Here is a 25,524-nt window from a genome sequence, read left to right on the forward strand (position 1 = left end):
CTGGTCGTGGACAGAAGGGGTGATGCGTCGATGCCGACATTGTCGATACGAAAAATCAGGCCGAACGTCGAAACGCTCGTTCTGGCGGCCGATCTGACCGGCACGGTTGTTTTCGCGGTCGAGGGCGCGCTCAGCGCGATGCGCGGCGGTCTCGATCTGCTGGGTGTGATGGTGATCTCGTTTGTCGCGGCGCTCGGCGGCGGCGTGATCCGCGATCTGTTGATCGGCGATTCACCGCCTAACGCGATCCGCGACTGGCGTTATCCGGCGTTGACGTTCGTTACCGGTTTGCTCACGTTTGTTTTCCACTCGGCAGCGCAGCAGTTTCCTGTCGCGCTGATTACGGTGCTCGATGCTGCCGGTCTCGCGCTGTTTGCTGTCGCGGGCGTGGAAAAAGCGCTGCTGTTCGGGATCCGTCCGTTTATCGCGATGCTGATGGGCACCATCACCGGCGTGGGTGGCGGCGTGATCCGCGATGTGCTGATGGCGCGCGTGCCGCTGGTGCTGCATGCCGACATCTATGCGACCGCGGCTTTCGCGGGCGCATTCAGCGTGGTGGTGGCGCGACGCGCCGGTTTGCCGCCGGGTGTCGCGGCCCTCGCGGGCGGCGCGGTGTGCTTCATCTTGCGCGTGCTCGCCGTCACCTATGGCTGGCATCTGCCCAAGGTATCGCTTTCAGCGCTTGCGTAAAGGCTCGATCAGCGACGACAAGCCGTTGTGATCGATCTCATGCATCAAAGCCAGCAGACGGCCTATTTCGCCCGGCGGAAAGCCCTGGCTCGCAAACCAGTTCAGATAGTGGCCGGGCAGGTCCGCGATCAGCCGGCCTTTGTATTTTCCGTAAGGCATCACACGCGTAACCAGCAGTTCGAGGTGTTCGGGATTCATCGCAGATGGGTCGACGGAAAGTTTATTGAGCGCGGCGGTGCGAGCGCCTGCTGACGCGGCATTCTAGCTGCGCTGCAGGCATTGCGCCGGCATGGTAACGTCAGCGCTTTCCCTTTACACACAACAGGACAGGTTCGATGGAATACCGCAGACTCGGCGACTCGGATGTGAAGGTTAGCCTGATCGGTCTCGGCACCATGACGTGGGGCGAGCAGAATACCGAGCAGGAAGCGCACGCACAGATCGATTACGCGCTCGACCACGGCGTCAATCTGATCGACGCCGCGGAAATGTACCCGGTGCCGCCGCGTCCCGAGACGCAGGGATCGACCGAGCGCTATATCGGCACGTGGATCGCGCAGCACCGCGGCGCGCGCGAGAAGATCGTGCTGGCCACCAAGATCGCCGGCCCGGCGCGCCAACCGCACAATCCGCGTCATATTCGTGGCGAGGGCAACCAGTTCGACCGCAAGAACCTGACCGAAGCGCTCAACGACAGCCTGAAGCGTTTGCAAACGGACTACGTCGACCTGTATCAGTTGCACTGGCCGGATCGCAGCACGATGACGTTCGGCCGCCCCGCCTATCCGTGGGTCGACGACGCGTACACGGTGCCGATCGAAGAAACGCTGTCGGTGCTCGCCGAATTCGTCAAGGCAGGCAAGATTCGCCATATCGGCGTGTCGAACGAAACACCCTGGGGCGTCGCGCAGTTTCTGCGCGCGGCCGAAAAGCTCGGCTTGCCGCGCATCGTCAGCATCCAGAATCCGTATAGCCTGTTGAACCGCACATACGAAGCGGGTTTGTCCGAGTACGCGCATCGCGACAACATCGGCCTGCTTGCGTATTCGCCGCTGGCCTTCGGCTGGTTGTCGGGCAAGTATGAGGGCGGCGCGCGTCCGGCGGGCGCCCGTATCACGCTGTTCGAGCGCTTTCAACGCTACAGCAAGCCGCAAGCGATTCTGGCAACCACGCGCTATGTGGAGCTGGCGAAGCGTCACGGTTTGTCGCCCGCGCAGTTCGCACTGGCTTTCGTCAACAGCCGGCCGTTTTTGACGAGCAATCTGATTGGCGCCACGTCGCTCGATCAACTGAAGGAAAACATCGCCAGCGCCGAGGTGAAACTCTCGCCGGAGGTCCTCGCGGAGATCGACAGGCTGCATGAATTGCAGCCGAATCCGGCGCCTTGATGCTGTTGAGGTGTGGGTTGGGTTGAGGTGTGAGTTGATGCGTTTTACCAGCCTCAGCCTCAGCCTCAGCCCAAGCCCAAGCCCCGCTTCAGCGAATCTTCAGCGTCGAGCGCACCGCATTGAGCGCCAGTAAGCTCACCACCGCGCAGAACATCAGATAGAAACCGGGCGCGAGTTTATTGTCGCTCGCATCGATCAGCCAGGTGATCACGAAGGGCGCAAAGCCGCCGAATATCGTCACGCCGATGTTGTAGCTGACCGCGAGACCGGTCGCGCGTGTCTGCGTCGGAAAAATCTCCGACATCAGCGCGGGCAGCGCGCCGAAGTATGTCGCCTTCAATACGCCGATCCAGATCAGCGCCAGCAGCATCGTGGCGAACGAGGGATGCGCATTCATAAACACGAAGGCCGGATAGACCGTCAGCAGCATCAACGCCGCGGCGATTGCCATGATGCGGATGCGTCCCAGGCTATCGGACAGGTGGCCGGCGAACGGCGTCAGCACCGTCAGCACGATTCCCGTTGCGAGCGTCGCCGAGAAGCCGGTCGACGCGGGCAGGTGAAGTTGCTTGATCGCGTAGGTCGGCATGTACAGGATCATGTAGTTGGCCGCGGTCGAAATGACCAGCGAACCGACCGCGAGCAGCATGCGGACTTTCTGCGTGCCGAACAGATCGCGCAATGGCGTGCGGGTTTTCGGCTCCGTGTCGAACTCCGCGCCTTCGTCCACGTAACGGCGAATATAGAAGCCGACCGGGCCGATCGCGAGGCCGAACAGAAACGGAATACGCCAGCCCCACGATTCGAGTTGCGCCGCCGTGAGCTGGCTCGTCAGCAACGCGCCGAAACCGGAGGCGAGCAGCGTCGAGAGGCCCTGGCTGGCGAACTGCCAGCTGCCCATGAAGCCGCGCCGCTCGGGGGCATGCTCGACCAGAAACGCGGTCGACGCACCGAACTCGCCGCCCGCCGAAAATCCCTGAACGAGCCGCGACAGCATGATGCCGGCCGGGGCCCACAAACCGATCGCCGCATACGGCGGCATCACCGCGATCGTCAGCGTGCCGATCATCATCAAACCGATCGACAGCAACAGCGACACCTTGCGTCCCGCACGATCCGCGAGCGAGCCGAGCACGAGTCCGCCGAGCGGCCGGATCATGTACGAAATGCCGAAGGTGCCGAGCGTGAGCATCAACGAAATCGCTTCGGTGCGCGCCGGGAAAAACAGCTTCGCGATCGTCACCGCGAAAAACCCATAGACGATGAGGTCGAACCACTCGAGCGCATTGCCGATAGATGCCGCGAGAATGATGCGATGGACCTTCGCGGCGGACGGCCGCGCGGCGCTGGCTTGCAAGGTGGATGTGCTCATCGTGGCGTGTCTCGTGACGGATGCGGCTAACAGTGAACTGCGGGCGTGATGGAAGCGTGCGGCCGGCGTACTGCCTTGATCGCTCAGGCCGCGGCTTCCGTGGTCGTTGCGCTTGCGTGCGGGGCGTTCTCGCCGAGATCCCAGAAGAGCCCCGCCATGATCTGCAGGCCCTCGCGGACCACCGGTCCGAGCAGATGCTCATTCGGCGCGTGCTGCGAGCAGGCCGGATACGAATGCGGCACCCAGATGGTCGGCAGGCCGAGCGTGTCGGCGAACACCTCGTTGGGCAGCGTGCCGCCGAGATTCGGCAGCACGGCCGTCTTCTTGCCGGTGGTCTGTTCGAGCGAGGCGATGGCCCAGGTGACCCACGGATCGTCGGGATTCAGACGTGTCGCCGGCGCGCCGCGCTCGACGCCGATCTCGACCAGCGAAAAGCCATGTGCGTCCAGATGGGCGCGCAGGTGCCGTTCGAGGTTTTCCCAGTCGGTGCCGACCACGAAGCGCAACTGGCAATGCGCGAACGCCGACGCCGGAATCGCATTGACCGGGTTCTCGGGATTGCCTGCCTTGAAGGCCAGCACTTCGAAGCTGTTCCAGCCGAACACACGTTCCGGCGCCGTGAGACCGGGCTCGCCCCAGTTATCGTCGACGGCCGGATCGCCCGGGCCGCCGCCGACCGTGATATCCGCCAGGGCACGACGCACCGCCTCGGGAATCGGCGGCGGACGCAAGCCGTCGACAGCGATCACGCCGCGTGCATCGACCAGACTGGCGAGCGCATTCGCCAGCACGATGGCCGGGTTGCGCAGCAGACCGCCCCAATTGCCCGAGTGGTGTGCGCCATCGCGCAGGTTCAACGAGAGCTTGAAGTTCACCGAGCCGCGCGAGCCGAGAAACACCGTGGGGCGGCGCGCGGCGAGACGCGGACCATCGGAGGCGATCAGCACGTCCGCGGCCAGTTCCTGTCTGTGTGTGCGGCAGATCGTGTCGAGCCCTGGCGAGCCGGTTTCCTCGCCCATCTCGATCAGCAGTTTCGCGTTGAAGCCGAGCTTGCCGCCGCGCGCGGCCAGCACGCTCGCGAGCGCGGCGAGGTTGATGGTGTGCTGGCCCTTGTTGTCGGCGGTGCCGCGGCCATACCAGCGTTCGCCTTCGACGGTCACGGCCCACGGCGTCAGCGGCGCGCGCCATTGACTGTCGTAGCCGCGCACGACGTCGCCGTGGCCGTAGATCAGCACGGTGGGCAACCGGTCGTCTTCGTGACGATGGGCGATCAGGAATGACCCGAATCCTTGCGCCGGGTTATCGACGATGCGCGTGCTGAAGCCGAGTCCTTCGACTTCGGGCGCGATTTCGTCGGTCAGATACGACAGCAGCGTGGCGGCGCGGTCGCTTTCCTGGCTCTCGGTGCGAAATCCGACGCGCCGGTTGAGGTTCTCAAGGAAGGCGCCTGATTCGAAATGCTGCGTGGCGTGTTCGATGGCCTGATTGCGGCTCATGTTTGTCTCCGATGCGGGGTGCGGGGATGGCGCCGCCGCGCCGCCGTGCGTAGCACGTCCGGCTTGCTGCCATCATTTCGAAACGATTCTAGGAGGCCGTTATTTTTGTCACAATGATCGTCTTTCGAAGCTTGCGTTGCCGGAAAGGCAAAGCTCGGCACCCCGGCGCACGGCTGCATCCGCTTGCATAAGGCATCGCTCATGGCACTTTCATTACACGGCATTGCATTGCGCTACTTTGTCGAAGTGGCGCGCACCGGCTCGATCAGCGACGCGTCCGCGCGGCTGCATGTGGCCGTGTCGGCGATCAGCCGGCAGATCGCGCGGCTCGAAAGCGATCTCGGCGTTGCCCTGTTCGAGCGGCGGCCGCGCGGCATGTCGCTCTCCGAGGCCGGCGGGCGTCTGCTCGTCTACGCGCAGCGCAGCCTGCTCGAGGCGGAGCACGTGATGAAGGAGATCGGCGGCCTCGAAGCATTGCACGGCAGCATGATCAAGCTCGCCAGTTCGGAGGGATTCGCCGCGGACTTCCTGCCCAGCGCGATGGCGGCGTTCCGCCGCCACTATCCGGGGATCGACTTCACGCTGTCCGTGATGGCGCCGGGCGAGGCCACTCGCCGGGTGCGCGACGGCGACGCCGATCTCGCGCTGACGTTCAGTCTCGCGTCGGAGAAGGGCGTCAAGGTCGAACACACGGAGCGGGCACCGGTGCTGGCGCTGCTGCGCGCCGATCATCCGCTGGCCTCGCGCGCGAAGGTGTCGCTCGCCGATTTGCAGCGCTATCCGCTGGTGCTGCCGGAGGCGGGCACGACGATCCGGCAGTTGATCGACATCACCTGTGCGCTCGAAGGCGTGCTGCTCGAGCCCGATCTCACCTGCAACAACAGTGCCGCGATGTACCGCTACGCGCAGAAGTCCGGGGCGATCATGTTCACGGGTCTGCTATCGGTGCGCGACCGTTACGCCGACGACGGCTTTGTCGCGATGCCGCTGACGCATCCGCAGATGCGCCAGCGCAGCATTCAGGTGCAGACGATGGCCGGACGGCAGTTGCCGCCGTCGGTGAAGGCGTTCCGCGACCATCTGATCGCAGAAATCGGCGGTGCGAAGCCTGCGGATGCTGCGACGCGGAAGCCGGCACGAAAGCGAGGCGAGGCGCGTTGAAAGGCAAATCTCCCTGCCGGACGCCGAATCACGACCTAAACTGTGGGGACGGAGCGGGCCGGTCGGCTTCTACTGCGCGGCTGGCGGTGCTGCGGCCTATACCAGTGGTAGGATTCAGCCCGAAAAATGGAGCGCGGTGCGCAATGCATGCGGCGTGCCGTCCACAACAGAGCGATAGGACTCAGGACATCGAATGGCGCAACAAAAAACAAACCCAAAACTTGAGCAGGCGCTGACGCGCGGGGATCTTGCAATTCGTCAGGCCAACTCGGCCCGGGCGACGGCGTTGCTGCGCGCGCTGGGCAAGATGATCGTCGAGGCGTCGGCGACGATCGGCGTGGAGGCATTCACGCTGATTCCGGACGGCGACAAGATTTACGATCCGACCGACGGACTATGGCCGCAGGAATTGCAGGTTTCGCTCGACGGCCCTGTCGAGGAAGCGGATCCGGACGAGGTTCGCACGGTCCGGTTGATTGCCGATGATCCGGGCACGGTGTTCAGGGTTGAATGGCAGCGGGCCGACGGGAAGATCGGGCGTCAGGATGGGGGGCCGTTTGCAACGGTGGCTTTTATTTCCGATGTGGAGATTCCCTGGACGGATGATGAGGATTGAGGTTTTTTTTGTCTTTGCGGCGCGTTCTTGTCGGTGTGCTTACGGTGTTGCCTTTCCTTGAGTTGCTAGTGGTCTGTTAGCGTTCGCCCCTGTGCGGGGCAGGCACCTACTTTCTTTGCCGCCGCAAAGAAAGTAGGCAAAGAAAGCGGCTCACACCGCTCATGCTAAGTGGGCGCCGTAGCTTGCAACGGGTAGTGGTGCATCTGGAATCCGTGCCCGCGCCCCTGCGTGCGCTTGTGACAAAGGGCTCATCAGCCCCCACTCCGCACTGCGTGCGTCGCGGACGGGTCTGCATGGGAAACCAGTGGCTTCGTTTGAGTGCGGTGGGAACCATCGGCTTCGCCTCGGCGAGGCGCCTCCGCATTCACCTAGCCCCCACTTCTAATGATCTGTCGGTGTGCTGCAATCACCGTCCCAACCCCGGTCACAATCACCGCCGCAATCAAAGTCGCGACTACAACCACAACTACCGTTCCACTCACAATCGCGGTGACGGTGGCAGTGACGATTGCGATTGCAGTGGCGAAGGCGAAGGCGAAGCAATGATGAGTCACGGCCCGGTGGTAAGACGCGAGCGTCAAACGTAGCCGGTGATTTTATGAAGTGCTCTTCGGCGCGCGCAGCGCCGCCGGAAGAATGACGCCCGTGTCACTAGGCTATGCAGGTGCACGAACACAGATTCCAGATGCACCACTACCCGTTGCAAACCACGGTGCCCGCTTAGCATGATCGGTGTGAGCCGCTTTCTTTGCCTACTTTCTTTGCGGCGGCAAAGAAAGTAGGTGCCTGCCCCGCACAGGGGCGAACGCTAATAGACCACTAACAATTCAAGGAAAGGCACCAAACCAAGAAGCACTAACAATTCAAGGAAGCGCACCAAACCAAGAAACACAGCCAAAAACCACAAAACAGGCAAGCAACTCAAGGAAAGACCACTGCCGCAGGCAAACAGCCAGAAAGCGCCGCAACGGCAAAAAAACCTCCACCCGCTTCGCGAAAAAACCCAGCCCGCAGGGCCCCAAAAAACCTTATTTCATCATCCTGCGCCGAAACAAAACCGCCGAAACAACAAACCCACCCACCGCATAAACCGCCAGCACGGCAACATGCAAAACAGCACCATCGACAGGCCGCGCAAGCATAGCCGGCCGAATCAGATCGACCGCATGCGCCAAAGGCAAAAACTCAGTCACGATCCGCGCCGCGGCAGGCAACTGTGAAACCGGAAAGAACACCCCGGACAGCAGCAACATCGGCGTCAACACCAACGTCTGGTAAAACATAAAGAAGTCATACGACGGGGCGAGCGCCGTCACCACCATCGCGACACTCGCGAACGCGAGCCCCGTTAGCACGATCACCGGCAACGCCAGCAGCATCGACGGGAAACTCGCGTAGCCCAGCGCGCCCGCGACCAGCATGATCGCCGCGCCTGAAAGCATCGACTTGCTGCCCGCCCAGATCACCTCGCCAAGCACGATATCGCCGAGCGTCAGCGGCGTATGCATGATCGCCTCCCACGTGCGCTGAACGTGCATGCGCGAAAAGCCCGAATACATCGACTCGAAACTCGCCGACATCATCACGCTCGATGCCACCGTGCCCGCAGCGAGAAACGCGATATACGACACGCCGTCGACGTGCCCGACCATCAGCCCAAGCCCGAAACCCAGGCCGAACAGATAGATCATCGGATCGGCAAGATTGCCGAACATCGAAGCGATCGCGAGCTTTCGCCACACCAGATAGTTGCGGCGCCACACCGCAATCCAGTTCACGGCGTTGGCAGGGAAAGCGGCGAAGGTTTCCTGCTTCGGCGGTGCCTCGCCGTGGGGTTCGTAAGTGCGTGCGTCCATTGCGTGTCTGTTGCCGTGTCGTTATAGCGGTAGAAGGTTGTGAGCAGAGCGGCTGTCGATTCGCGTCAATCCTGCATCTCGCGCCCGGTCAGACGCAGGAACACGTCTTCCAGATTCGCCGGGCGATGCAGATAGCGCAGATCGGCGCGTTGCTTGAGCCGGGCATGCACGGGCTGTGCGTCGTTCACATAGCAGAAGAGCGTCTCGCCGCTGATCTCGGTACGCTCGACAAGCGGCGCCAATTCATCGCGCAACGCGACCGGATCGGGCCCGAAGATTTCGATCACGTCGCAACCGATCTCGGATGAGATCAATGCACGCGGTGCGCCTTCGGCGATCTTGCGTCCTTCCTCGATCACGCAGAGGCGGTGACACAGCCGTTCGGCTTCTTCCATGAAGTGCGTGGTGAGCAGGATTGTCTTGCCGCGTGCAAGTAGCGAGCGCAACCGCTCCCAGATCAGGTGGCGCGCTTGCGGATCGAGGCCGGTGGTCGGCTCGTCCATGATCAGCACGTCGGGGTCGTTGACGAGCGCGCGAGCCAGCGTCAGGCGTCGCTTCATGCCGCCCGACAGTTCGCTCACACGCGCATCCGCCTTGCTCTCGAGGCGCGCGAATTCGAGCAGCGACGGCACCATTGCGCGGCATTGAGCGGCGCTCAGGCCGAAGTAGCGGCCGAACACCAGCAGGTTTTCGCGGACGGTGAAATCGGGATCGAGATTGTCGAATTGCGGCACGACGCCGACACGCGCCCGTGCCACGCGCGCGCGGCCGGGAATCGGCTCGCCGCACAGGCGGATCGCGCCGGCATCCGGTGCGGCGATGCCGAGCAGCATGCGCAACGTCGTGGTCTTGCCGGCGCCGTTCGGGCCGAGCAGGCCGAAACACTCGCCAGCGTTTACATGAAACGACAGTCCGTCGACGACCGTTTTCTCGCCGTAGCTCTTTTTAACCTGGTGGAATTCAATGGCGGCTTCAGACATGAATCGATCGAGGCTCCGGGAAAAGACGTAAATGGCCGGTAAGGCCGCTCATTCTATGGCATTGGCAGCGAGGTGTTGATCGCCGCCGACCATGCCGGCCGGCGTTTCTTGCGTTGCGGCAAAGGTCCGGGGGCGACCCCAATCCGGCCGAAACCCGCCACGAATCCAGCACGCACCGGTTTAGGGCGCACTTAGCGTTTTCCATCCCTTGCAACCTGAATTGCGGCGCACCATGATTCATTCAGACCGCGTTCCTCGCGGAATGGGAGAAAAATCATGGCGAGCTACCAAAAAATCCTGCTGTGCTACGACGGCTCGCGCGAAGGCCGCAAAGCGTTACGTTGCGGCGCCGACCTGGCGTTGGACCTGAAGGCGGAAACACACTTGTTGTCCGTGGTTGACATGCGCTCGAGCATCGCGCAAAGCGCAGGCCTGCTGACCGATGTGGCCTGCGGCAGTTTCGAGAAAACAGCCCGCGACATCCTGCAGGAAGGGGTGGACTGGCTCACCGAACGCGGCGTGACCGCACAAGGGCATTTTGCGTTTGGCCATCCGATCGACGAGATCGCCAATCTCGCCAGCGAATTGCATGTCGACCTCGTGGTGGTCGGCCACCGTTGCCGCACCGGTCTGTCACGATGGTGGATGGGCGCGGGGAATACACAACTGCTCGACCGGGTCTCGTGCAGCATTCTGGTGGCGTGCTCCTCTGCGCAGGAGCAGCAAGCGGCGGCGGCTTGACGCACGGCGAGAGGAGGGCGCGGGCTGGGCTGAATAAGCCGAACTGAATCGGCTGAACTGAATCAGCTGAATGTGGCACGCGACCGAACGGTCGCGCGTTCACGGCGATCGTTCGGCCAAACTATGATTCGCACCTACGCCCCCGTCGATTGCGCCTGCCGGGCGATCACTTGTTCAAATCGACCGCGGCCAGTTTCCACGTGAACAAACCTTCGCGCCGCAAGATCGCCGAGTAGCGCGCGTCGCCAGCGCCATGCTGGTAGTTGACGACGAACTCGTTGAGGCCGCGGTAGCCCGCCGTGGTTTGCGGCGGCTGCGGTGGCGCGGCGCTGTTCCCCTTGTTAGCTGCGCCGTTGGCAGTATTGCCGGGAACAGGGGGTGTCGGTTCTTGTGCAGGCGCCGTTGTGGCCGGCGGATTGCCGGCGCCCGCTGGAACAGGTGGTCGTTCTCCCGGGTTGCCGCGCGGCGGCATGCCGTTCAGCAATGCCGCGACGCCGTCGGGTGTCGCATAAGCGTCGACCAGGGGGCCGATCAACGCCACACCGATCATCGCGCCAATCGCCGCGAACGGATTGCCGGTGCCCTGGGTGTCGAGCCGGCGTGTCAACAGGCCGGTGACCTGCTGCTTCAGGCTCTCGCGCAATGCGGGAAAGTCGACGTATTCATTGACGGTTTGCGCATCGCGCGCATCCGCCGCGCGTTTGAGGTTATTCAGCGCCATGTAAGGCGACGCGTAACCGAACCCCAACGCGACGATCACCGCAATCACAATCAAGGTGACGATCAGTGGCCGGGTGGCGTTGCGCCTCGTACGTGTTGAAACTGCCATCGAGTGGGGCTCTCCATCAGAGGGGATCTAACGTGGACCGCTGTCACGCGAAAACGATCCCACGCGATGCGATATTCGAGAAGGCGCGAGCGAGTGAAACACGACTGAAACACTTTACGCCCGGCGTCGCACAGCCGCACAGCCGCAGTGGAATGCCGCGCACGGGCGAGGACAGTTTATGACTCGAACACCGCGCCGTGCACGTTGGCTTCATCTGCGATGCAACGGTCGATCATGCGGCACACGGCGTCTACCGTGCCCACCATGATCAGCCGCGACGGACCGTGATATACGCGCACCGGCGCGCGACGCGCGGGTTCAGCCGTATTCAGCCCGGAATTCAACGATACGCGAGCAAAAGCCGGCAGCGAGGACGGCAGGCTCGATACGCCGGCGGGCGCGTCGAACAGTGACGGAGTAACGGCGGAGGACGCCTCGATCAGTGAGCAAGGCACCAGCTTGCGCAGATGACGCAGACGACCGAACTGGCGAAAAGGCAGCAGGCGGGCAAGGCGTTCCATGAGTCTCTCCAGGCGATTCAACGTTGGGGCAGCTTTGGGTTGGCTGGCGAGCCAGAAGCGAGCAGGGGTTAGAACTCGCCAGGGCGGATCAGCCCGACGGCGATACCCTCGAGCGCAAATTCCGCGCTGCCGGTTTCAACGAAGATGTTCTCGTAATCGGGGTTCTCGGCGATCAGCTCGATACCGTTCGGCCGCCGCTTCAAGCGCTTGACCGTCACGTCGTCGCCGAGGCGCGCGATGATGATCTGGCCGTCTTTGGCCTCGCTTCTCTTCTGCACCGCGAGCAGGTCGCCGTCGAAGATGCCCGCGTCGCGCATGGACAGCCCGCGTACCTTCAGCAGGTAGTCCGGCTTGCTCGAGAACAGCGCCGGGTCGCACGCGTAGTGCTGCGAGATATGTTCCTGCGCGAGGATCGGGCTACCCGCGGCAACCCGGCCGATCAGCGGCAACGACAGTTGCATGATGCTGGCGTGCGGCAGCGTGAACTGGTACGGCGAATCTTCCGCCCCGCCCAGCAGGCGAATGCCGCGCGATGCGCCGGCCGCGAGTTCGATCACGCCCTTGCGAGCCAGCGCCCGCAAATGCTCTTCTGCCGAGTTGGCCGAGCTGAACCCCAGTTCGGCGGCGATCTCCGCGCGGGTAGGCGGAAAGCCGGTGCGTTCGATGGCCCGGCGGATCAGATCGAAAACCTGCTGCTGTCGTGCGGTGAGTTTGGTCATAGCGCCACTGTATGTATGAACAGGTGACTGTATTTTTATACAGTATTCCGCGCAATTCAAGCTTTACTTTAAGTTCGTGACTTTGGGTGGCGCTCCAGCGTCGTCCAAGGACGCCATAACACCCGTTTTCGTGCCGCAACGCCTTATCCGGCCGTCATTACCACTTTTGCGTATTAAAAAATGAAGAAACATTATTTTTAATGATGAAAGCTCTTCGATAGACTGCCCTTCGAGTTGGCGCTCATGTGCACGTGACCGCGACGCAAGACAACACCACACGCTGTTTCAGCGGACCACAACGCGGAGAAAGTTGGCATGAATCACCAAGGCACGGGGCTGGCTGGCAGGACCAGAAAACTTATCGCGGCGCTCGCATTCGGCGCAGCCGGCACGATCGCCGCGGTTGGCGTCACGGCGCAGGCACATGCAGCCGACGCCACGTTGCTGAACGTGTCGTACGACCCGACACGCGAGCTTTACCAGGACGTCAACCAGGCATTCGGCAAGGAATGGAAGGCGAAAACGGGCGAGACGATCACCTTCAAGCAGTCGCACGGCGGCTCGGGTGCGCAAGCACGCTCGGTGCTGGACGGTTTGCAGGCGGACGTGGTGACGCTGGCTCTTGCCTACGACATCGACGCGCTGGCTAACAAGGGTCTGCTCGACAAGGGCTGGCAAAAGCGTTTGCCGGACAACGCCTCGCCGTACACGTCGACGATCGTGTTTCTGGTGCGCAAGGGCAACCCGAAGCACATCAAGGATTGGGACGATCTGATCAAGCCGGGTGTGTCGATCGTCACGCCGAATCCGAAGACCTCGGGCGGCGCGCGCTGGAACTACCTGGCCGCTTGGGCCTATGCGGAACATCAGCCGGGCGGCAACGACCAGAAGGCCAAGGAATTTGTCGGCAAGCTTTATAAGAATGCCGGCGTGCTGGATTCGGGCGCACGTGGCGCGACCACCAGCTTCGTGCAACGCGGTATCGGCGATGTGCTGATTGCGTGGGAAAACGAAGCGTTCCTCTCGCTGAAGGAATTCGGACCGGAAAAATTTGAAATCGTCGTGCCGTCGGTGAGCATTCTGGCCGAGCCGCCGGTTGCTGTGGTGGACAAGGTGGTCGACAAGCACGGCACGCGCAAGCTGGCCGAAGCCTATCTGAACTTCCTGTACAGCGAGGAAGGCCAGGAAATCGCCGCGAAGAATTTCTATCGGCCGCGTTCGAACAAGGTGCCGACCGAGCTGATTTCGAAGTTTCCGAAGCTGAAGCTGTACACGGTAGACGATTCGTTCGGCGGCTGGGCGAACGCGCAGAAGACGCACTTTGCCGACGGCGGCGTGTTCGATTCGATCTACTCGCCACAGTAACGGGCACTCAGTCGAACGAGATGCGCGCCTGGACGCCGCGGTCGGCACCGCAGTTGAAGGTCGCGGTTGAACGCTGCAGTTGAGCGCAGCCGATGACCGCATTAGTCGCACCTCGCCAGAAAGCGCGCCGTCCGGCGCGCTTTCTGGTCAGCCAGGCAGCCGAAAAAAGAGCCGCCGGCCTCAACCCTGAAAGAGTACTGAGCATGACGACGTTCACCTTCCGCAAACCGAGCGCGTTGCCCGGTTTTGGCCTGACACTCGGCATCACGGTGGCTTATCTGAGCCTCGTGGTGCTGATTCCGCTCGCGGCGACCTTCCTCAAGACCGCGACGCTCGACTGGGCCCAGTTCGTGCGCGCCGTGAGCTCGCCGCGCGTGCTCGCGTCGTATCGCCTGACGTTTTTCTCGGCCCTCGGCGGCGCGCTGATCAACGCGGTGTTCGGCTTTCTGGTCGCGTGGGTGCTGGTGCGCTACACCTTCCCGTTCAAGCGTATCGTCGACGCGGTGGTCGATCTGCCGTTCGCTTTGCCGACCTCCGTGGCCGGCATTTCGCTCGCGGCGGTGTATGCGGGCAATGGCTGGATCGGCCAGTTTCTCGAACCGCTCGGCATCAAGGTTGCCTTCACGCCGGCCGGTGTGCTGATCGCGCTGACCTTTATCGGTTTGCCGTTCGTCGTGAGGACCGTGCAGCCGGTGCTCGAGGAGTTCGAGCGCGAACAGGAAGAGGCGGCTGCGTGCCTCGGCGCGTCCCGTTGGCTGACGTTCCGGCGCGTGGTGTTGCCCGCGGTGTTCCCGGCTTTGCTCACGGGTTTCGCGCTGGCGTTCGCACGGGCGCTCGGCGAGTACGGCTCGGTGATCTTCATCGCCGGTAACGTGCCGATGAAATCGGAGATCACGTCGCTGCTGATCATCACCAAGCTCGAACAGTACGATTACGCCGGCGCCACGGCGCTGGCGGTCGTGATGCTGGTGGTGTCGTTCCTGATGCTGTTGTTCATCAATACGCTGCAGTGGTATCTGCAGCGCCGCACGAGCCGTGGCGGCGCAGGCCCGGCGCCTGCCGCCGCGAGTGCGGCGGCAATCGGCGTGGGCGGAGGTGTGCAATGAGCCGCCGCTCCCTGAATGGTACGGATGCCGCGGTTGTCGCCGTGGCGCCGCGCGCGCCGCTCAATGTCGCGCGCCGGCCCGATCCGGTTACCGAGCCGCCCGTCGTGCGCTGGATTCTGACCGGCATCGCGTTGCTGTTTCTCGCGCTGTTTCTCGTTGTGCCGCTCGTCGCCGTGTTCTATCAGGCTTTGAGCAAGGGCATCGGCTTCTATCTGGAATCGCTGGTCGATCCGGATGCGTTGTCGGCCATCAAGCTGACCGTTATCACGGCCGCGATCGCGGTGCCGCTGAATCTCGTGTTCGGCCTCGCTGCTTCGTGGTGTATCGCGAAGTTCGAGTTCCGCGGCAAGGCGTTGCTGACCACCTTGATCGATCTGCCGTTCTCGGTTTCGCCGGTGATCTCCGGTTTGATCTACGTGCTGATGTTCGGCGCACAGGGCTGGTTCGGTCCGTGGCTGCAGAATCACAACGTGCAGATCATCTTCGCGGTGCCGGGCATCGTGCTGGCGACGATCTTCGTCACGTTCCCGTTCGTCGCGCGTGAACTGATTCCGCTGATGCAGGCGCAAGGCAACGACGAAGAAGAAGCCGCGCACGTGCTCGGCGCCTCGGGCTGGCAAATCTTCCGGCGCGTCACGCTGCCGAACGTGAAATGGGGTCTGCTGTACGGCGTGATCCTGTGCAATGCGCGGGCGATGGGCGAGTTCGGCGCGGTGTCGGTGGTGTCCGGCCACATTCGCGGCCAGACCGACACGATGCCGCTGCACGTCGAAATTCTCTATAACGAATACAACTTCTCGGCGGCGTTCGCCGTGGCGTCGGTGCTGGCCTTGCTCGCACTCGTGACGCTCGGCCTGAAGCTGCTCGCCGAGCGCCATATGTCGGCGGAACTGTCGGCCGCGCGCGATGTGCCGGCGTATGCAGGACCGGTCACGCCGCCGTCCGCTCCGCAGTCCGTCAATGCATCGCATGCACCGCATCAACACGCGCTCAAGCAAGGAGAGCTGTAATGGGTATCACCGTTCGTAACCTGCAAAAGCGCTTCGGCGATTTCGTCGCGCTCGATAACGTTTCGCTCGACTTTCCGCCGGGTGAACTGGTTGCGCTGCTCGGGCCGTCGGGTTGTGGCAAGACCACCTTGCTGCGTGTGATCGCCGGCCTCGAATACGCGGATGCCGGCCAGGTCGAGCTGCAAGGCCAGGACGTCGCGACGGTCGGTGCGCGCGAGCGTGAGGTCGGCTTCGTGTTCCAGCATTACGCGCTGTTTCGTCATATGACGGTGTTCGAGAACGTTGCGTTCGGCTTGCGTGTGAAACCTCGCAAGGAGCGGCCCTCGGAAGCGGTGATTCGCGAGAAGGTGCATGAACTGCTGAAGCTCGTGCAACTCGACTGGCTCGCGCAACGCTACCCGTCGGAATTGTCGGGTGGTCAGCGCCAGCGGATTGCGTTGGCGCGCGCGCTGGCTGTCGAACCGAAAGTCCTGTTGCTCGACGAACCGTTCGGCGCGCTGGATGCAAAGGTGCGCAAGGAGTTGCGCAGCTGGTTGCGTCGTTTGCATGACGACCTGCATATCTCGACGATCTTTGTCACGCACGATCAGGAAGAAGCGCTCGAAGTGGCCGACCGGATCGTCGTGTTGAATCGCGGGCATGTGGAGCAGGTGGGCAGTCCGCAAGACGTGTACGACCATCCGCAGACCTCGTTCGTCTACGAGTTTCTCGGCGCGGCGAACCGTCTGCATGGCAACGTGGATGCGAGCGGCTTCGTGGTCGACGGCGCGGCGCTGCCGGTCGCGATCAAGGCTGACTTCAAGGGGCCGGCGTTCGCGTATGTCCGTCCGCACGATCTGCAGTTGTATCCTCAAGCGTCCGGCCACCGCGAAGGCATCGTGGTCGACGTGCGGCGCGTGGTGACGCTCGGCGGCTCGGTGCGCGTGGAACTGGCGGGCCGTGAAGGCAATGTGCTCGAGGCGGAGCTCGATCGCGAATCGTGGCGCGATCTGCAACTGACGATTGGCGACGGCGTGACGGCCGTGCCGCGCGCGTTGCGCGTATTTCCGGCGCAATAAGCGGCGCGACGAGCAGCAGCGCAAGCAACACCAGCAACATGAGCAGCGCAACAACACTCGGCGTTTCAATCAAACTCTAATAACTCAACTCTGGCTCAACCGGAGACATACAGATGAACTTTCAGCAATTGCGCTTTGTGCGCGAGGCCGTGCGTCAGAACATGAATCTGACCGAGGTGGCGAACGTGTTGTACACGTCGCAGTCGGGCGTATCGAAACAGATCAAGGATCTGGAAGACGAACTCGGCGTCGATATTTTCATCCGCCGCGGCAAGCGTCTGACGGGCCTCACCGAGCCGGGCAAGGCGGTGCATCAACTGATCGAACGGATGCTGCTCGACGCGGAGAATCTGCGCCGTGTCGCGCGTCAATACGCGGATCAGGACAGCGGCCACCTCGTCGTGGCGACGACTCACACGCAGGCGCGCTACGCGTTGCCGAAGGTGATCCGTCAATTCACCGAGGTGTTCCCGAAGGTGCATCTGGCGCTGCGCCAGGGCAGCCCGCAACAGATTGCGCAGATGATCATCAACGGCGAAGCGGACATCGGCATTTCGACGGAAGCGCTCGACCGCTTCCCGGATATCGTCACGTTCCCGTGCTATTCGTGGCATCACATCGTGGTGGTGCCGAAGGATCATCCGCTGGTTGGGCGCGAGAACCTGACGCTCGACGAGATCGCTGAATTTCCGATCGTCACCTACGACCAGGACTTCACGGGCCGCTCGCACATCGACCAGGCGTTCGCGAAAGCGGGCGCATTGCCTGACGTCGTGTTGACCGCGATCGATGCCGACGTGATCAAGACCTACGTCGAACTCGGCATGGGCATCGGCGTGGTGGCCGCGATGGCCTACGATCCGAAGCGCGACACGGAACTGGTCGCGCTGGACACGCAGCATCTGTTCGAAGCGAGCACGACGCGGGTCGGCCTGCGCAAGGGCGCGTTCCTGCGTGCGTATGCGTACCGGTTGATCGAGATGTTCGCGCCGCAGTTGAATGAAGCGGAAATCGCCGCGCAGTTGCGCGAGGCGGTTTAACGAACGGGTATCCGTTTTTTCACGCATGGCGGCGCGCGGCGCATCGCTTACAATCGCCGCCATGAATACTTTGACTTCCCCTTCCTCTTCCGGTACGCCTTCCGACGAAGGCGCAACCCCCCAACTGCCCCGCATCGCCGTGCTGGCCACCGGCGGCACGATTGCCGGGGCGGCCGCGGACGCCACCAACACGTCCGGCTACCAGGCGGGCGTGGTCGGCGTCGATCAATTGCTGGCTGTGGTGCCGGCTTTGTCCACGGTCGCGCGGATCGCGCCCGAACAGATTGCCAGCGTCGACAGTAAAGACATGGAAATGTCGCTGTGGACCACGCTCGCGCAACGCATCAACACGCTGCTGGCTGAAGACGACGTGGACGGCGTGGTGATCACGCATGGCACCGACACGCTCGAAGAAACCGCCTACTTGCTGCATCTGACGGTCAAGTCGGACAAGCCGGTCGTGCTGACCGCTGCAATGCGCCCGGCATCGGCGCTGTCCGCCGACGGTCCGTTGAATCTGCTGAACGCAGTGACGGTCGCGGCGCACGCGAGTTCGCGCGGGCAGGGCGTTCTGGTGGCGTTCAACAACCGGATTCACAGCGCGCGCGACGTGGTCAAGACGAGCACCTACGCGGTCGATGCGTTTCACTCGCCCGAGATCGGCGCGCTCGGTTGGGTGCAGGACGGCCGCGTCGAATTCCAGCGCGGCGTGGTGCGTCCGCACACGCTCGCAACCGAGTTCGTGATCGGCGCGAAGTGGCCGCATGTGGGGATCGTCGTGAGTTACGCAGGCGTATCGAGAATTGCGGTGGACGCGTTGGTTGCCGCCGGTGTCCGCGGTATCGTCGTGGCGGGGACGGGCAACGGCTCGATTCACGCCTCGATGCAGCAGGCCTTGGCCGATGCCGCCTCGCAAGGCGTGGCGGTGGTGCGTGCGTCGCGTGTGGGTTCGGGGCATGTGATGCGCAACGGCGCGGCTGCCGACGACGCACTCGGTTTCGTTAGCGCGGGCTCGCTGAATCCGTACAAGGCACGAGTGCTGCTGATGCTGGCATTGGCCGCGGGCGGCACGGGGCCGGTTGCGTTGCAGAAGACTTTCGACAAGTACTGACTGATTGAGCGCGGACGGCCCGTTCAAAGTCAAAACGGTGTCCCGCACGTGAAGCTTGAATGACAACGCGGCGCTCAGGTCAATGACCTGAGCGCCGCGTTGTCGTTTCAGCTTAAGGTTTCCCGCTATCGCCGGAAACGGGCGACGCCGGCAAACCGTCAGGCCGCCAGATCCGGCGGCAATTTTCCACCGTTCGCCGCCAGCGCTTGCATCACCTGTTTGTGCAGCCAGATGTTCATGCTCGCCGAATCGTTCGTGTCGCCGCTGTACTTCAGCTCCTGTGCGAGCTGCTTGCGATGCTCGAGGCTGCTGTCGACGCCGAGCGCTTTCAGCGTGTCGACGATCGATGTGCGCCAGTTCAAGGTTTGCCCGCTCTCACTCACGAACTGGTCCATGACGGCAGCGACGTCGACGTCGGCCAGCGGCGCGGGCGCCGGTGTATCTGCCGGTGCGGCGGCTTGCGCCGCTGCCGGATCCGGAGTCGGCTCAACCGCGGGCGCGGGCTGGTCGGGCTTCGCTTTGCCGAAGAGCTTGTTTACGATGTCACCAAAGATGCTCATTCTGAATCCTTTGCAGATGGGTTACTGGCGCAAGCACATTCCGCTTACGGGTTGAACACTGGTTGGGAGCCGGGCGCGCGAGGCAGAGGGCATGCTTTGCCACGATCGGCAAGCCGCGCTTGAACGCCGATACGTTCGCAACCAGACTCAACGAGTGTAGGAGAAAAGCGCGGACCGATGTGTCAAAAAAGGTCGTGCCGTCGGCGCGGAGTTGCAAGCAAATGCAAGTGGACTTGCGAGCATACGTGCGAGGCGATCTGCAAAGAGAGAGGCAGGCAGGCTGCGCGCATCGCGCAGCCGCTGCGAGAGATTGGCGGAAAAAGCATAAATTTGAAATCCGACAGCCGGACACCCGACGACGACGTCTGACCGACCAAGGCTTCCCCGGCGCCGCCGGGTGCCGCTGCGGACCCCACTTGCCGCTCTCAGCCCAGAGCGGCACGATTTGCCCGTTCCGCCGTCCGTGTTGCACGACGAACCGGGCGCCCCACCTGCAATTGCCATGACGTTGAAGATGCAGCCATCATGGCAACCTATGTTGCTGCTCGATGTATTTTTATGTGTTGCGTATGACGCGCACTGCACGCTCCCTGATGGGCCTGTCGCTGTGGTTTGCTCAAGTGCTGCGCAGGTTCGTGCAACCGGCCTTCAGTTAAATGCTTCAGGCAGCCTTGGCTTCGCTATCCGGCGCTTGCGCGACTTCGTAGTTCGCCATGATTTCGAGTGCGCGCACCATGGCCGAGTGATCCCATGCCTTGCCGCCGTTCGCCGCACACACGCTGAACAGCTGTTGCGCGCTCGCGGTATGCGGCAGGGCGATGCCCAGCTTGCGTGCGCCATCGAGTGCGAGGTTCAGATCCTTCTGGTGCAGTTCGATGCGGAAGCCCGGGTTGAAGGTGCGCTTGGTCATGCGCTCGCCATGCACTTCGAGAATGCGCGACGAAGCGAAGCCGCCCATCAAGGCCTTGCGCACACGTTCCGGATCGGCGCCCGAGCGCGATGCGAACAGCAGGGCTTCGGCCACTGCTTCGATGTTCAGCGCGACGATGATCTGGTTCGCGACCTTGCAGGTCTGACCCGCGCCGTTGTCGCCGATCAGCGAGATGTTCTTGCCCATCAGTTCGAACAGCGGCTTGGCCAGGGCGAAAGCCTTTTCCGGGCCGCCCACCATGATCGTCAGCGACGCTTCACGCGCGCCGACTTCACCGCCGGACACCGGCGCGTCGAGGTAGTCGGCGCCGAGGGCGTTGATTTTCTTCGCGAAGGCTTGCGTGTCGAGCGGCGAGATCGAGCTCATGTCGATCACCAGCTTGCCCTGCGTGAGGCCGGCGGCGACGCCGTCGTCGGCGAACAGCACGTTGGCGACGTCAGGCGTGTCCGGCACCATGATGATGACGATGTCGGCAGCCTGCGCGACAGCGGTCGAATTGGCGACCACGGCGGTCGTTTTGCTCAGGTCTTCCGGCACCGGGTACGCGCCATTCACGAACAGCGTGTGGCCGCCCTTGATGAGGTTGCGCGCCATGTGCGCGCCCATGATGCCGAGGCCGATGAAACCGATCTTTGCCATGTGTCTAAATCTCCAGTGTTGTTTGGCGTCCCACAGGGGAACTTCCTTTGAGGCGTGATGCGCGTGATGTGATCAAGGAGTCGCGCGGTGTGTCGCGCAGTACGTTGTGCAGTACGTTGCGCACTACGCCCGTCACGCAGCGGCGTGGGCTGCGCCGCGGGTTTGCCCGGCCACGCTCTGCACCCAGCCGAGGCCGGCGGCGGTGGTCGTGCGCGGCTTGTATTCGCAACCGACGTAGCCTTCGTAGCCGAGCGAATCGAGCAGGTCGAACAGGAACGGGTAGTTGATTTCGCCGGTGCCCGGTTCGTTGCGGCCGGGGTTGTCGGCGAGCTGGATGTGCGCGATCTGCGGCAGATTCTTTTTGATCGTCGCCGCGAGTTCGCCCTCCATCCGTTGCATGTGATAGATGTCGTATTGCAGAAACAGATTGTCCGAACCCACCGCGCGAATCACGTCGAGGCCTTCGCCCGAACGGTTCAGCGCGAAGCCGGGGATATCGTACGAATTGCACGGCTCGACCAGCAGCTTGATGCCGGCTTTCTTCAGTTCGCCCGCGGCGAAGCGCAGGTTGTCGACGATCGTCGAACGCGCGTTGTCCGCATCGACGCCCGCAGTCGGAATGCCGACGAGGCAGTTCAATTGCGGCACCTTCAGGGCCGTCGCGTATTCGATCGCACGGCCGACACCTTCCTGAAACTCGCCCACGCGATCCGGCAGGCATGCGATGCCGCGCTCACCCGCTTCCCAGTTGCCGGCGGGCAGGTTGTGCAACACGAGTTTCAAACGATTCTGCTGCAGACGTTCGCTCAATTCAGCGATCTGATACGGATACGGAAACAGGAATTCGACGGCATTGAAGCCCGCGTCCGCTGCTGCCGCAAAGCGGTCGAGGAACGGGACTTCGTTGAACAGCATGGTGAGATTCGCTGCAAATTTCGGCATGGTGCTGGTGTCTCGCTGGTCGGTCAGTGGAATAACTTCACGAGGCGGCCCGGGGATGCCGGACCGCGCTCATGTGATGCTTATCGAGTTAGTGCGCGGGTCAACGCGCGGGTCGAAGAGCGGGTCAAAGCGTCAGACAGCTCAGTCGAGCATGCTGATGGCGGTCGGCGCGTCTTCGCGCTTCTCGGCCAGTTCTTCGAACTCGTTGATCGCGTCGATTTCGGTGCCCATCGAAATGTTGGTCACACGCTCGAGGATCACTTCGACGATCACCGGCACGTTGAACTCGGAGAGCATCGATTGCGCTTTCAGCAGGGCCGGCTTGAGTTCTTCCGGCTTGAACACGCGGATCGCCTTGCAACCCAGGCCTTCGGCCACCGCGACGTGGTCCACGCCGTAGCCGTTCGTTTCCGGCGAGTTGATGTTCTCGAAGCCGAGCTGCACGCAGAAGTCCATATCGAACGCGCGCTGTGCCTGGCGGATCAAACCGAGGTACGAGTTGTTCACCACCACGTGCACGTAAGGCAGCTTGAATTGCGCGCCGGCCGCCAGCTCTTCGATCATGAACTGGAAGTCGTAGTCACCCGACAGTGCGACGATCGGACGTTGCGGGTCTGCCGCGCGCACGCCGAGCGCTGCCGGAATCGTCCAGCCGAGCGGGCCTGCCTGGCCGCAGTTGATCCAGTTGCGCGCCTTGTAGACATGCAGGAACTGCGCGCCGGCGATCTGCGACAGACCGATCGTGCTCACGTAGCACGTGTCGCGGCCAAACACCTGGTTCATCTCTTCGTACACACGCTGCGGCTTCATCGGCACGTTGTCGAAGTGCGTCTTGCGCAGCATCGTTTTCTTGCGTTGCTGGCAATCGGCAACCCATGCGCTGCGGTCTTTCAGCTTGCCGGCGGCCTTCCATTCCCTGGCTACTTCAACGAACAGTTCGAGCGCGGCTTTCGCGTCCGACACGATGCCGAGGTCCGGTCCGAACACGCGGCCGATCTGCGTCGGTTCGATGTCCACATGCACGAACTTACGGCCCTTGGTATAGACATCGACGCTGCCCGTGTGACGGTTCGCCCAGCGGTTGCCGATGCCGAGCACGAAGTCGGAGGCGAGCATCGTGGCGTTGCCGTAGCGGTGCGACGTCTGCAGGCCGACCATGCCGGCCATCAGCGGATGGTCGTCGGGAATCGCGCCCCACGACATCAGCGTCGGGATCACGGGCACGCCGACGGTTTCGGCGAACGTCACGAGCAGGTCTTCCGCGGCTGCGTTGAGCACGCCGCCGCCGGACACGATCAACGGCTTTTCAGCGTCGTTGAGCAGCGTGAGCGCGGCTTCGATCTGCTTGCGCGTTGCTTTCGGCTTGTAGACCGGCAGCGGCTCGTACGTGTCGATGTCGAATTCGATTTCGGCGAGCTGCACGTCGATCGGCAGGTCGACCAGCACCGGACCCGGACGGCCCGAGCGCATCAGATGGAAGGCCTGCTGGAACACGCGCGGCACCAGTGCCGGCTCGCGCACGGTGACGGCCCACTTGGTGACGGGCTTGGCGATCGATTCGATATCGACGGCCTGGAAATCTTCCTTGTACAGACGCGCGCGCGGCGCCTGGCCCGTGATAGCCAGAATAGGAATCGAGTCGGCCTGAGCGGAGTACAAACCGGTGATCATGTCGGTACCGGCGGGGCCCGAGGTGCCGATACACACGCCGATGTTGCCCGGCTGGGCGCGCGTATAGCCTTCGGCCATGTGCGACGCACCTTCGACGTGACGCGCCAGCACGTGGCTGATGCTGCCTGCCTTGCGCATGGCCGAGTAGAACGGGTTGATTGCTGCGCCCGGAACGCCGAATGCGGTGTTGATGCCTTCTTTTTCGAGCACCAGCACGGCTGCGTCGACGGCTCTCATCTTGGCCATGAATGTCTCCTGAATGTCTTGGGTGGGCGAATAGGTTGGCTGCCGAATTCGCTGACGGATATGCAAACCAAAGGTGTTGATCGAACTGTAGGCTTCACCTAAAGGTTTGATAAGATCAGTCCGGGTCGCTTATTTCGAAACAAAAAGTATGGAATGGCGCGTGGCTTTGCGTGGCTGGATGGGTGCGCGCGGCGCGTGACCCGCAGAAAGCGGCGAGCCGGGGGAGGCGGGAACCGCGAGCCGGAAGCTGCAAGCGGTGAACCCTGAGCCGTTGGACACGGGGCGCGAGACCAGGCGAAAGGCGGTTGCAACCCGCTTGCATGGGTCCGGAGTAAGCGCTTTGCATGGGACCAGAGTAAGCGCTAAAGCGCCAACTCTGGCCGACAGCTAAAGCGCGAACTCCGGTCGACAGGAGACAAACATGGACCGCTTCAAGCAGATCGAAACTTTCGTGCGCGTCGCCGACGCGGGCAGTCTCGCGGCCGCCGCGCTGGAAGAGGGCGTATCGCCGGTGATTCTGGGGCGCCGTATCGACGCGCTCGAGAAGCGCCTCGGCGTCAAGCTGATGTACCGCTCGACGCGGCGCCTCGTGGTCAGCGAAGAAGGCGCGGCGTTTCTCGAACGCTGCCGCGGCCTGCTCACCGAGTGGGACCAGGCGGAGAACGAACTGAGCGCCGGGCGGCGCGCGGTGAACGGCCATCTGATCGTGTCGGCGCCGGCCGCGTTCGGGCGCAAGCACGTTGCACCGCTCGCGCCCGCTTTTCTCGCCGACAAGCCGGAATTGCAAGTGTCGTTCAACCTGACCGACCGGGTCGTGGACCTGGTGCGCGAAGGGTACGACCTGTCGATCCGGATCGGTGGCGCGGTCGATCCGAATTTCGTCGCGGTGAAGCTGGCGTCGAACCGGCGCGTGGTGTGCGGTACGCCGGACTATTTCCGCAAATATGGCAAGCCGAAAACACTCGAAGATCTGCCGCAGCACAATTGCCTCGCGTTCAATCTGCAAGGCGGGCAGAACCGCGGCTGGTATTTCCGCCGCAACGGCAAACTGGCGACGGTGCGGGTAGGCGGCACGCTCGACTGCAACGACGGCGAGTTGCTGCATCGCTGGGTGTCGGAAGGGCTCGGGCTCGGCTGGCGCTCCACGTGGGAAATCCAGCAGCAACTGGCGCGCGGCGAACTGGAAACCGTGCTGGACGAATTCGCGCTGCCCGACTACGACATTCTGGCGGTCTATCCGCAGCAGCGTTACGTACCAGCCAAGGTGCGCTACTTCATCGACTATCTGAAAGAGGTGTATGCCAGCGAGGATTACTGGAATCGCCCGGCTTACTGATACGTGAGAGGGGGCCGCGCCTGCTTTTTCGCTCAGGCCGCCGTGATCGCGCCGTTCAGCGTTTCGCGCCGAGGTCCGCGGTGCATGGTCTTTTCTGCCTTTTGTGCAGATTCCACGCGATCGCGGGAATAAACTCGGTG

At 62.8% G+C, this 25,524-nt stretch carries 24 protein-coding genes; 12 read left to right on the forward strand and 12 right to left on the reverse strand.

Features of this window, described 5'->3' with window-relative positions; all coding sequences use genetic code 11:
* The first annotated feature begins 30 nt into the window (after positions 1 to 30).
* Positions 31 to 690, forward strand: a complete 660-nt coding sequence (locus tag DSC91_RS33660; protein ID WP_175171803.1) for a trimeric intracellular cation channel family protein — start codon at positions 31 to 33, stop codon at positions 688 to 690.
* Here the strand turns inward: DSC91_RS33660 and DSC91_RS33665 are convergent.
* On the reverse strand, positions 676 to 888 hold the full coding sequence (locus DSC91_RS33665; protein WP_006048800.1) for a DUF3820 family protein: 213 nt from the start codon (positions 886 to 888) through the stop codon (positions 676 to 678). The genes DSC91_RS33660 and DSC91_RS33665 overlap by 15 nt on opposite strands.
* 137 nt (positions 889 to 1,025) lie before the next feature.
* Here DSC91_RS33665 and DSC91_RS33670 point away from each other — a divergent pair, with 137 nt between their 5' ends.
* The gene (locus tag DSC91_RS33670; RefSeq protein ID WP_115782807.1) at positions 1,026 to 2,078 is read left to right on the forward strand and encodes an NADP(H)-dependent aldo-keto reductase; all 1,053 of its coding nucleotides are present in this window, start codon (positions 1,026 to 1,028) and stop codon (positions 2,076 to 2,078) included.
* Between the two features lie 88 nt (positions 2,079 to 2,166).
* On the opposite strand, the gene DSC91_RS33675 is transcribed toward DSC91_RS33670, so the two are convergent.
* Together DSC91_RS33675 and DSC91_RS33680 are read right to left on the reverse strand one after the other, a co-directional pair.
* Positions 2,167 to 3,450 (reverse strand): MFS transporter, encoded by a 1,284-nt coding sequence (locus DSC91_RS33675; RefSeq protein ID WP_115782808.1) that lies wholly within the window; start codon positions 3,448 to 3,450, stop codon positions 2,167 to 2,169.
* Positions 3,451 to 3,533: 83 nt separating this feature from the next.
* Entirely contained in the window at positions 3,534 to 4,946 is a 1,413-nt protein-coding gene (locus DSC91_RS33680; protein WP_115782809.1) for a M20 family metallopeptidase, read from the reverse strand.
* A 201-nt stretch (positions 4,947 to 5,147) separates the two neighbouring features.
* Here DSC91_RS33680 and DSC91_RS33685 point away from each other — a divergent pair, with 201 nt between their 5' ends.
* Together DSC91_RS33685 and DSC91_RS33690 are read left to right on the forward strand one after the other, a co-directional pair.
* Positions 5,148 to 6,107: a LysR family transcriptional regulator gene (locus tag DSC91_RS33685; RefSeq protein WP_115782810.1), complete on the forward strand. Its 960-nt coding sequence runs from the start codon at positions 5,148 to 5,150 to the stop codon at positions 6,105 to 6,107.
* A 193-nt stretch (positions 6,108 to 6,300) separates the two neighbouring features.
* A complete protein-coding gene (locus DSC91_RS33690; RefSeq protein WP_115782811.1) occupies positions 6,301 to 6,723 on the forward strand; it encodes a hypothetical protein in 423 nt (140 codons plus the stop codon).
* Positions 6,724 to 7,751: 1,028 nt separating this feature from the next.
* On the opposite strand, the gene DSC91_RS33695 is transcribed toward DSC91_RS33690, so the two are convergent.
* A complete protein-coding gene (locus tag DSC91_RS33695; RefSeq protein ID WP_115782812.1) occupies positions 7,752 to 8,579 on the reverse strand; it encodes an ABC transporter permease in 828 nt (275 codons plus the stop codon).
* Positions 8,580 to 8,644: 65 nt separating this feature from the next.
* On the reverse strand, positions 8,645 to 9,559 hold the full coding sequence (nodI, locus tag DSC91_RS33700; protein ID WP_115782813.1) for a nodulation factor ABC transporter ATP-binding protein NodI: 915 nt from the start codon (positions 9,557 to 9,559) through the stop codon (positions 8,645 to 8,647).
* Positions 9,560 to 9,835: 276 nt separating this feature from the next.
* Here nodI and DSC91_RS33705 point away from each other — a divergent pair, with 276 nt between their 5' ends.
* Positions 9,836 to 10,300 (forward strand): universal stress protein, encoded by a 465-nt coding sequence (locus DSC91_RS33705; protein ID WP_115782814.1) that lies wholly within the window; start codon positions 9,836 to 9,838, stop codon positions 10,298 to 10,300.
* Positions 10,301 to 10,466: 166 nt separating this feature from the next.
* Here DSC91_RS33705 and DSC91_RS33710 read toward each other — a convergent pair whose 3' ends face one another.
* The 3 genes from DSC91_RS33710 to lexA form a co-directional block, all read right to left on the reverse strand.
* A complete protein-coding gene (locus tag DSC91_RS33710) occupies positions 10,467 to 11,129 on the reverse strand; it encodes a DUF2939 domain-containing protein (RefSeq protein WP_115782815.1) in 663 nt (220 codons plus the stop codon).
* A gap of 176 nt (positions 11,130 to 11,305) precedes the next feature.
* A complete protein-coding gene (locus tag DSC91_RS33715; RefSeq protein ID WP_115782816.1) occupies positions 11,306 to 11,650 on the reverse strand; it encodes a hypothetical protein in 345 nt (114 codons plus the stop codon).
* Between the two features lie 68 nt (positions 11,651 to 11,718).
* Positions 11,719 to 12,369, reverse strand: a complete 651-nt coding sequence (gene lexA, locus DSC91_RS33720) for a transcriptional repressor LexA (RefSeq protein WP_115782817.1) — start codon at positions 12,367 to 12,369, stop codon at positions 11,719 to 11,721.
* A gap of 315 nt (positions 12,370 to 12,684) precedes the next feature.
* Here lexA and DSC91_RS33725 point away from each other — a divergent pair, with 315 nt between their 5' ends.
* From DSC91_RS33725 to DSC91_RS33750, 6 genes are all read left to right on the forward strand, one after another.
* The gene (locus DSC91_RS33725; protein WP_115782818.1) at positions 12,685 to 13,734 is read left to right on the forward strand and encodes a sulfate ABC transporter substrate-binding protein; all 1,050 of its coding nucleotides are present in this window, start codon (positions 12,685 to 12,687) and stop codon (positions 13,732 to 13,734) included.
* A gap of 203 nt (positions 13,735 to 13,937) precedes the next feature.
* The gene (cysT, locus tag DSC91_RS33730) at positions 13,938 to 14,840 is read left to right on the forward strand and encodes a sulfate ABC transporter permease subunit CysT (RefSeq protein ID WP_115782819.1); all 903 of its coding nucleotides are present in this window, start codon (positions 13,938 to 13,940) and stop codon (positions 14,838 to 14,840) included.
* Positions 14,837 to 15,850, forward strand: a complete 1,014-nt coding sequence (cysW, locus tag DSC91_RS33735; RefSeq protein WP_115782820.1) for a sulfate ABC transporter permease subunit CysW — start codon at positions 14,837 to 14,839, stop codon at positions 15,848 to 15,850. Before cysT ends, cysW begins: the two co-directional genes overlap by 4 nt.
* Entirely contained in the window at positions 15,850 to 16,908 is a 1,059-nt protein-coding gene (locus tag DSC91_RS33740) for a sulfate/molybdate ABC transporter ATP-binding protein (protein WP_115782821.1), read from the forward strand. Before cysW ends, DSC91_RS33740 begins: the two co-directional genes overlap by 1 nt.
* Before the next feature lie 113 nt (positions 16,909 to 17,021).
* Positions 17,022 to 17,948, forward strand: coding sequence for a CysB family HTH-type transcriptional regulator (locus tag DSC91_RS33745; RefSeq protein WP_028196691.1), 927 nt, complete (start codon positions 17,022 to 17,024; stop codon positions 17,946 to 17,948).
* A gap of 61 nt (positions 17,949 to 18,009) precedes the next feature.
* The gene (locus DSC91_RS33750) at positions 18,010 to 19,059 is read left to right on the forward strand and encodes an asparaginase (protein ID WP_115783606.1); all 1,050 of its coding nucleotides are present in this window, start codon (positions 18,010 to 18,012) and stop codon (positions 19,057 to 19,059) included.
* Positions 19,060 to 19,217: 158 nt separating this feature from the next.
* On the opposite strand, the gene DSC91_RS33755 is transcribed toward DSC91_RS33750, so the two are convergent.
* The 4 genes from DSC91_RS33755 to gcl all read right to left on the reverse strand — a co-directional run bounded on the left by DSC91_RS33755 (position 19,218) and on the right by gcl (position 24,048).
* On the reverse strand, positions 19,218 to 19,619 hold the full coding sequence (locus DSC91_RS33755) for a DUF3597 domain-containing protein (protein ID WP_115782822.1): 402 nt from the start codon (positions 19,617 to 19,619) through the stop codon (positions 19,218 to 19,220).
* Between the two features lie 661 nt (positions 19,620 to 20,280).
* Positions 20,281 to 21,189 (reverse strand): 2-hydroxy-3-oxopropionate reductase, encoded by a 909-nt coding sequence (locus DSC91_RS33765; RefSeq protein ID WP_115782824.1) that lies wholly within the window; start codon positions 21,187 to 21,189, stop codon positions 20,281 to 20,283.
* 132 nt (positions 21,190 to 21,321) lie between these two features.
* A complete protein-coding gene (gene hyi / locus DSC91_RS33770; RefSeq protein ID WP_115782825.1) occupies positions 21,322 to 22,131 on the reverse strand; it encodes a hydroxypyruvate isomerase in 810 nt (269 codons plus the stop codon).
* A 141-nt stretch (positions 22,132 to 22,272) separates the two neighbouring features.
* On the reverse strand, positions 22,273 to 24,048 hold the full coding sequence (gene gcl / locus DSC91_RS33775) for a glyoxylate carboligase (protein WP_115782826.1): 1,776 nt from the start codon (positions 24,046 to 24,048) through the stop codon (positions 22,273 to 22,275).
* A 421-nt stretch (positions 24,049 to 24,469) separates the two neighbouring features.
* Here gcl and DSC91_RS33780 point away from each other — a divergent pair, with 421 nt between their 5' ends.
* Complete coding sequence (locus DSC91_RS33780; RefSeq protein WP_115782827.1) at positions 24,470 to 25,384, forward strand: LysR family transcriptional regulator; 915 nt, start codon at positions 24,470 to 24,472, stop codon at positions 25,382 to 25,384.
* The last annotated feature ends 140 nt before the right edge of the window (positions 25,385 to 25,524 follow it).

The organism is Paraburkholderia caffeinilytica (assembly GCF_003368325.1).
In the GTDB taxonomy this organism is placed as follows: Bacteria; Pseudomonadota; Gammaproteobacteria; order Burkholderiales; family Burkholderiaceae; genus Paraburkholderia; species Paraburkholderia caffeinilytica.

Excerpts from the sequence above, each read along its gene's own strand:
- DSC91_RS33710 (WP_115782815.1), bottom strand. The coding sequence starts at position 11,129 with ATGGCAGTTTCAACACGTACGAGGCGCAACGCCACCCGGCCACTGATC.
- DSC91_RS33660 (WP_175171803.1), top strand. The coding sequence starts at position 31 with ATGCCGACATTGTCGATACGAAAAATCAGGCCGAACGTCGAAACGCTC.
- DSC91_RS33680 (WP_115782809.1), bottom strand. The coding sequence starts at position 4,946 with ATGAGCCGCAATCAGGCCATCGAACACGCCACGCAGCATTTCGAATCA.
- DSC91_RS33685 (WP_115782810.1), top strand. The coding sequence starts at position 5,148 with ATGGCACTTTCATTACACGGCATTGCATTGCGCTACTTTGTCGAAGTG.
- DSC91_RS33665 (WP_006048800.1), bottom strand. The coding sequence starts at position 888 with ATGAATCCCGAACACCTCGAACTGCTGGTTACGCGTGTGATGCCTTAC.
- cysT (WP_115782819.1), top strand. The coding sequence starts at position 13,938 with ATGACGACGTTCACCTTCCGCAAACCGAGCGCGTTGCCCGGTTTTGGC.
- DSC91_RS33740 (WP_115782821.1), top strand. The coding sequence starts at position 15,850 with ATGGGTATCACCGTTCGTAACCTGCAAAAGCGCTTCGGCGATTTCGTC.
- DSC91_RS33675 (WP_115782808.1), bottom strand. The coding sequence starts at position 3,450 with ATGAGCACATCCACCTTGCAAGCCAGCGCCGCGCGGCCGTCCGCCGCG.
- DSC91_RS33780 (WP_115782827.1), top strand. The coding sequence starts at position 24,470 with ATGGACCGCTTCAAGCAGATCGAAACTTTCGTGCGCGTCGCCGACGCG.
- DSC91_RS33705 (WP_115782814.1), top strand. The coding sequence starts at position 9,836 with ATGGCGAGCTACCAAAAAATCCTGCTGTGCTACGACGGCTCGCGCGAA.
- cysW (WP_115782820.1), top strand. The coding sequence starts at position 14,837 with ATGAGCCGCCGCTCCCTGAATGGTACGGATGCCGCGGTTGTCGCCGTG.
- DSC91_RS33690 (WP_115782811.1), top strand. The coding sequence starts at position 6,301 with ATGGCGCAACAAAAAACAAACCCAAAACTTGAGCAGGCGCTGACGCGC.
- DSC91_RS33765 (WP_115782824.1), bottom strand. The coding sequence starts at position 21,189 with ATGGCAAAGATCGGTTTCATCGGCCTCGGCATCATGGGCGCGCACATG.
- DSC91_RS33695 (WP_115782812.1), bottom strand. The coding sequence starts at position 8,579 with ATGGACGCACGCACTTACGAACCCCACGGCGAGGCACCGCCGAAGCAG.
- DSC91_RS33745 (WP_028196691.1), top strand. The coding sequence starts at position 17,022 with ATGAACTTTCAGCAATTGCGCTTTGTGCGCGAGGCCGTGCGTCAGAAC.
- lexA (WP_115782817.1), bottom strand. The coding sequence starts at position 12,369 with ATGACCAAACTCACCGCACGACAGCAGCAGGTTTTCGATCTGATCCGC.
- DSC91_RS33750 (WP_115783606.1), top strand. The coding sequence starts at position 18,010 with ATGAATACTTTGACTTCCCCTTCCTCTTCCGGTACGCCTTCCGACGAA.
- nodI (WP_115782813.1), bottom strand. The coding sequence starts at position 9,559 with ATGTCTGAAGCCGCCATTGAATTCCACCAGGTTAAAAAGAGCTACGGC.
- DSC91_RS33670 (WP_115782807.1), top strand. The coding sequence starts at position 1,026 with ATGGAATACCGCAGACTCGGCGACTCGGATGTGAAGGTTAGCCTGATC.
- DSC91_RS33725 (WP_115782818.1), top strand. The coding sequence starts at position 12,685 with ATGAATCACCAAGGCACGGGGCTGGCTGGCAGGACCAGAAAACTTATC.
- gcl (WP_115782826.1), bottom strand. The coding sequence starts at position 24,048 with ATGGCCAAGATGAGAGCCGTCGACGCAGCCGTGCTGGTGCTCGAAAAA.
- hyi (WP_115782825.1), bottom strand. The coding sequence starts at position 22,131 with ATGCCGAAATTTGCAGCGAATCTCACCATGCTGTTCAACGAAGTCCCG.
- DSC91_RS33715 (WP_115782816.1), bottom strand. The coding sequence starts at position 11,650 with ATGGAACGCCTTGCCCGCCTGCTGCCTTTTCGCCAGTTCGGTCGTCTG.
- DSC91_RS33755 (WP_115782822.1), bottom strand. The coding sequence starts at position 19,619 with ATGAGCATCTTTGGTGACATCGTAAACAAGCTCTTCGGCAAAGCGAAG.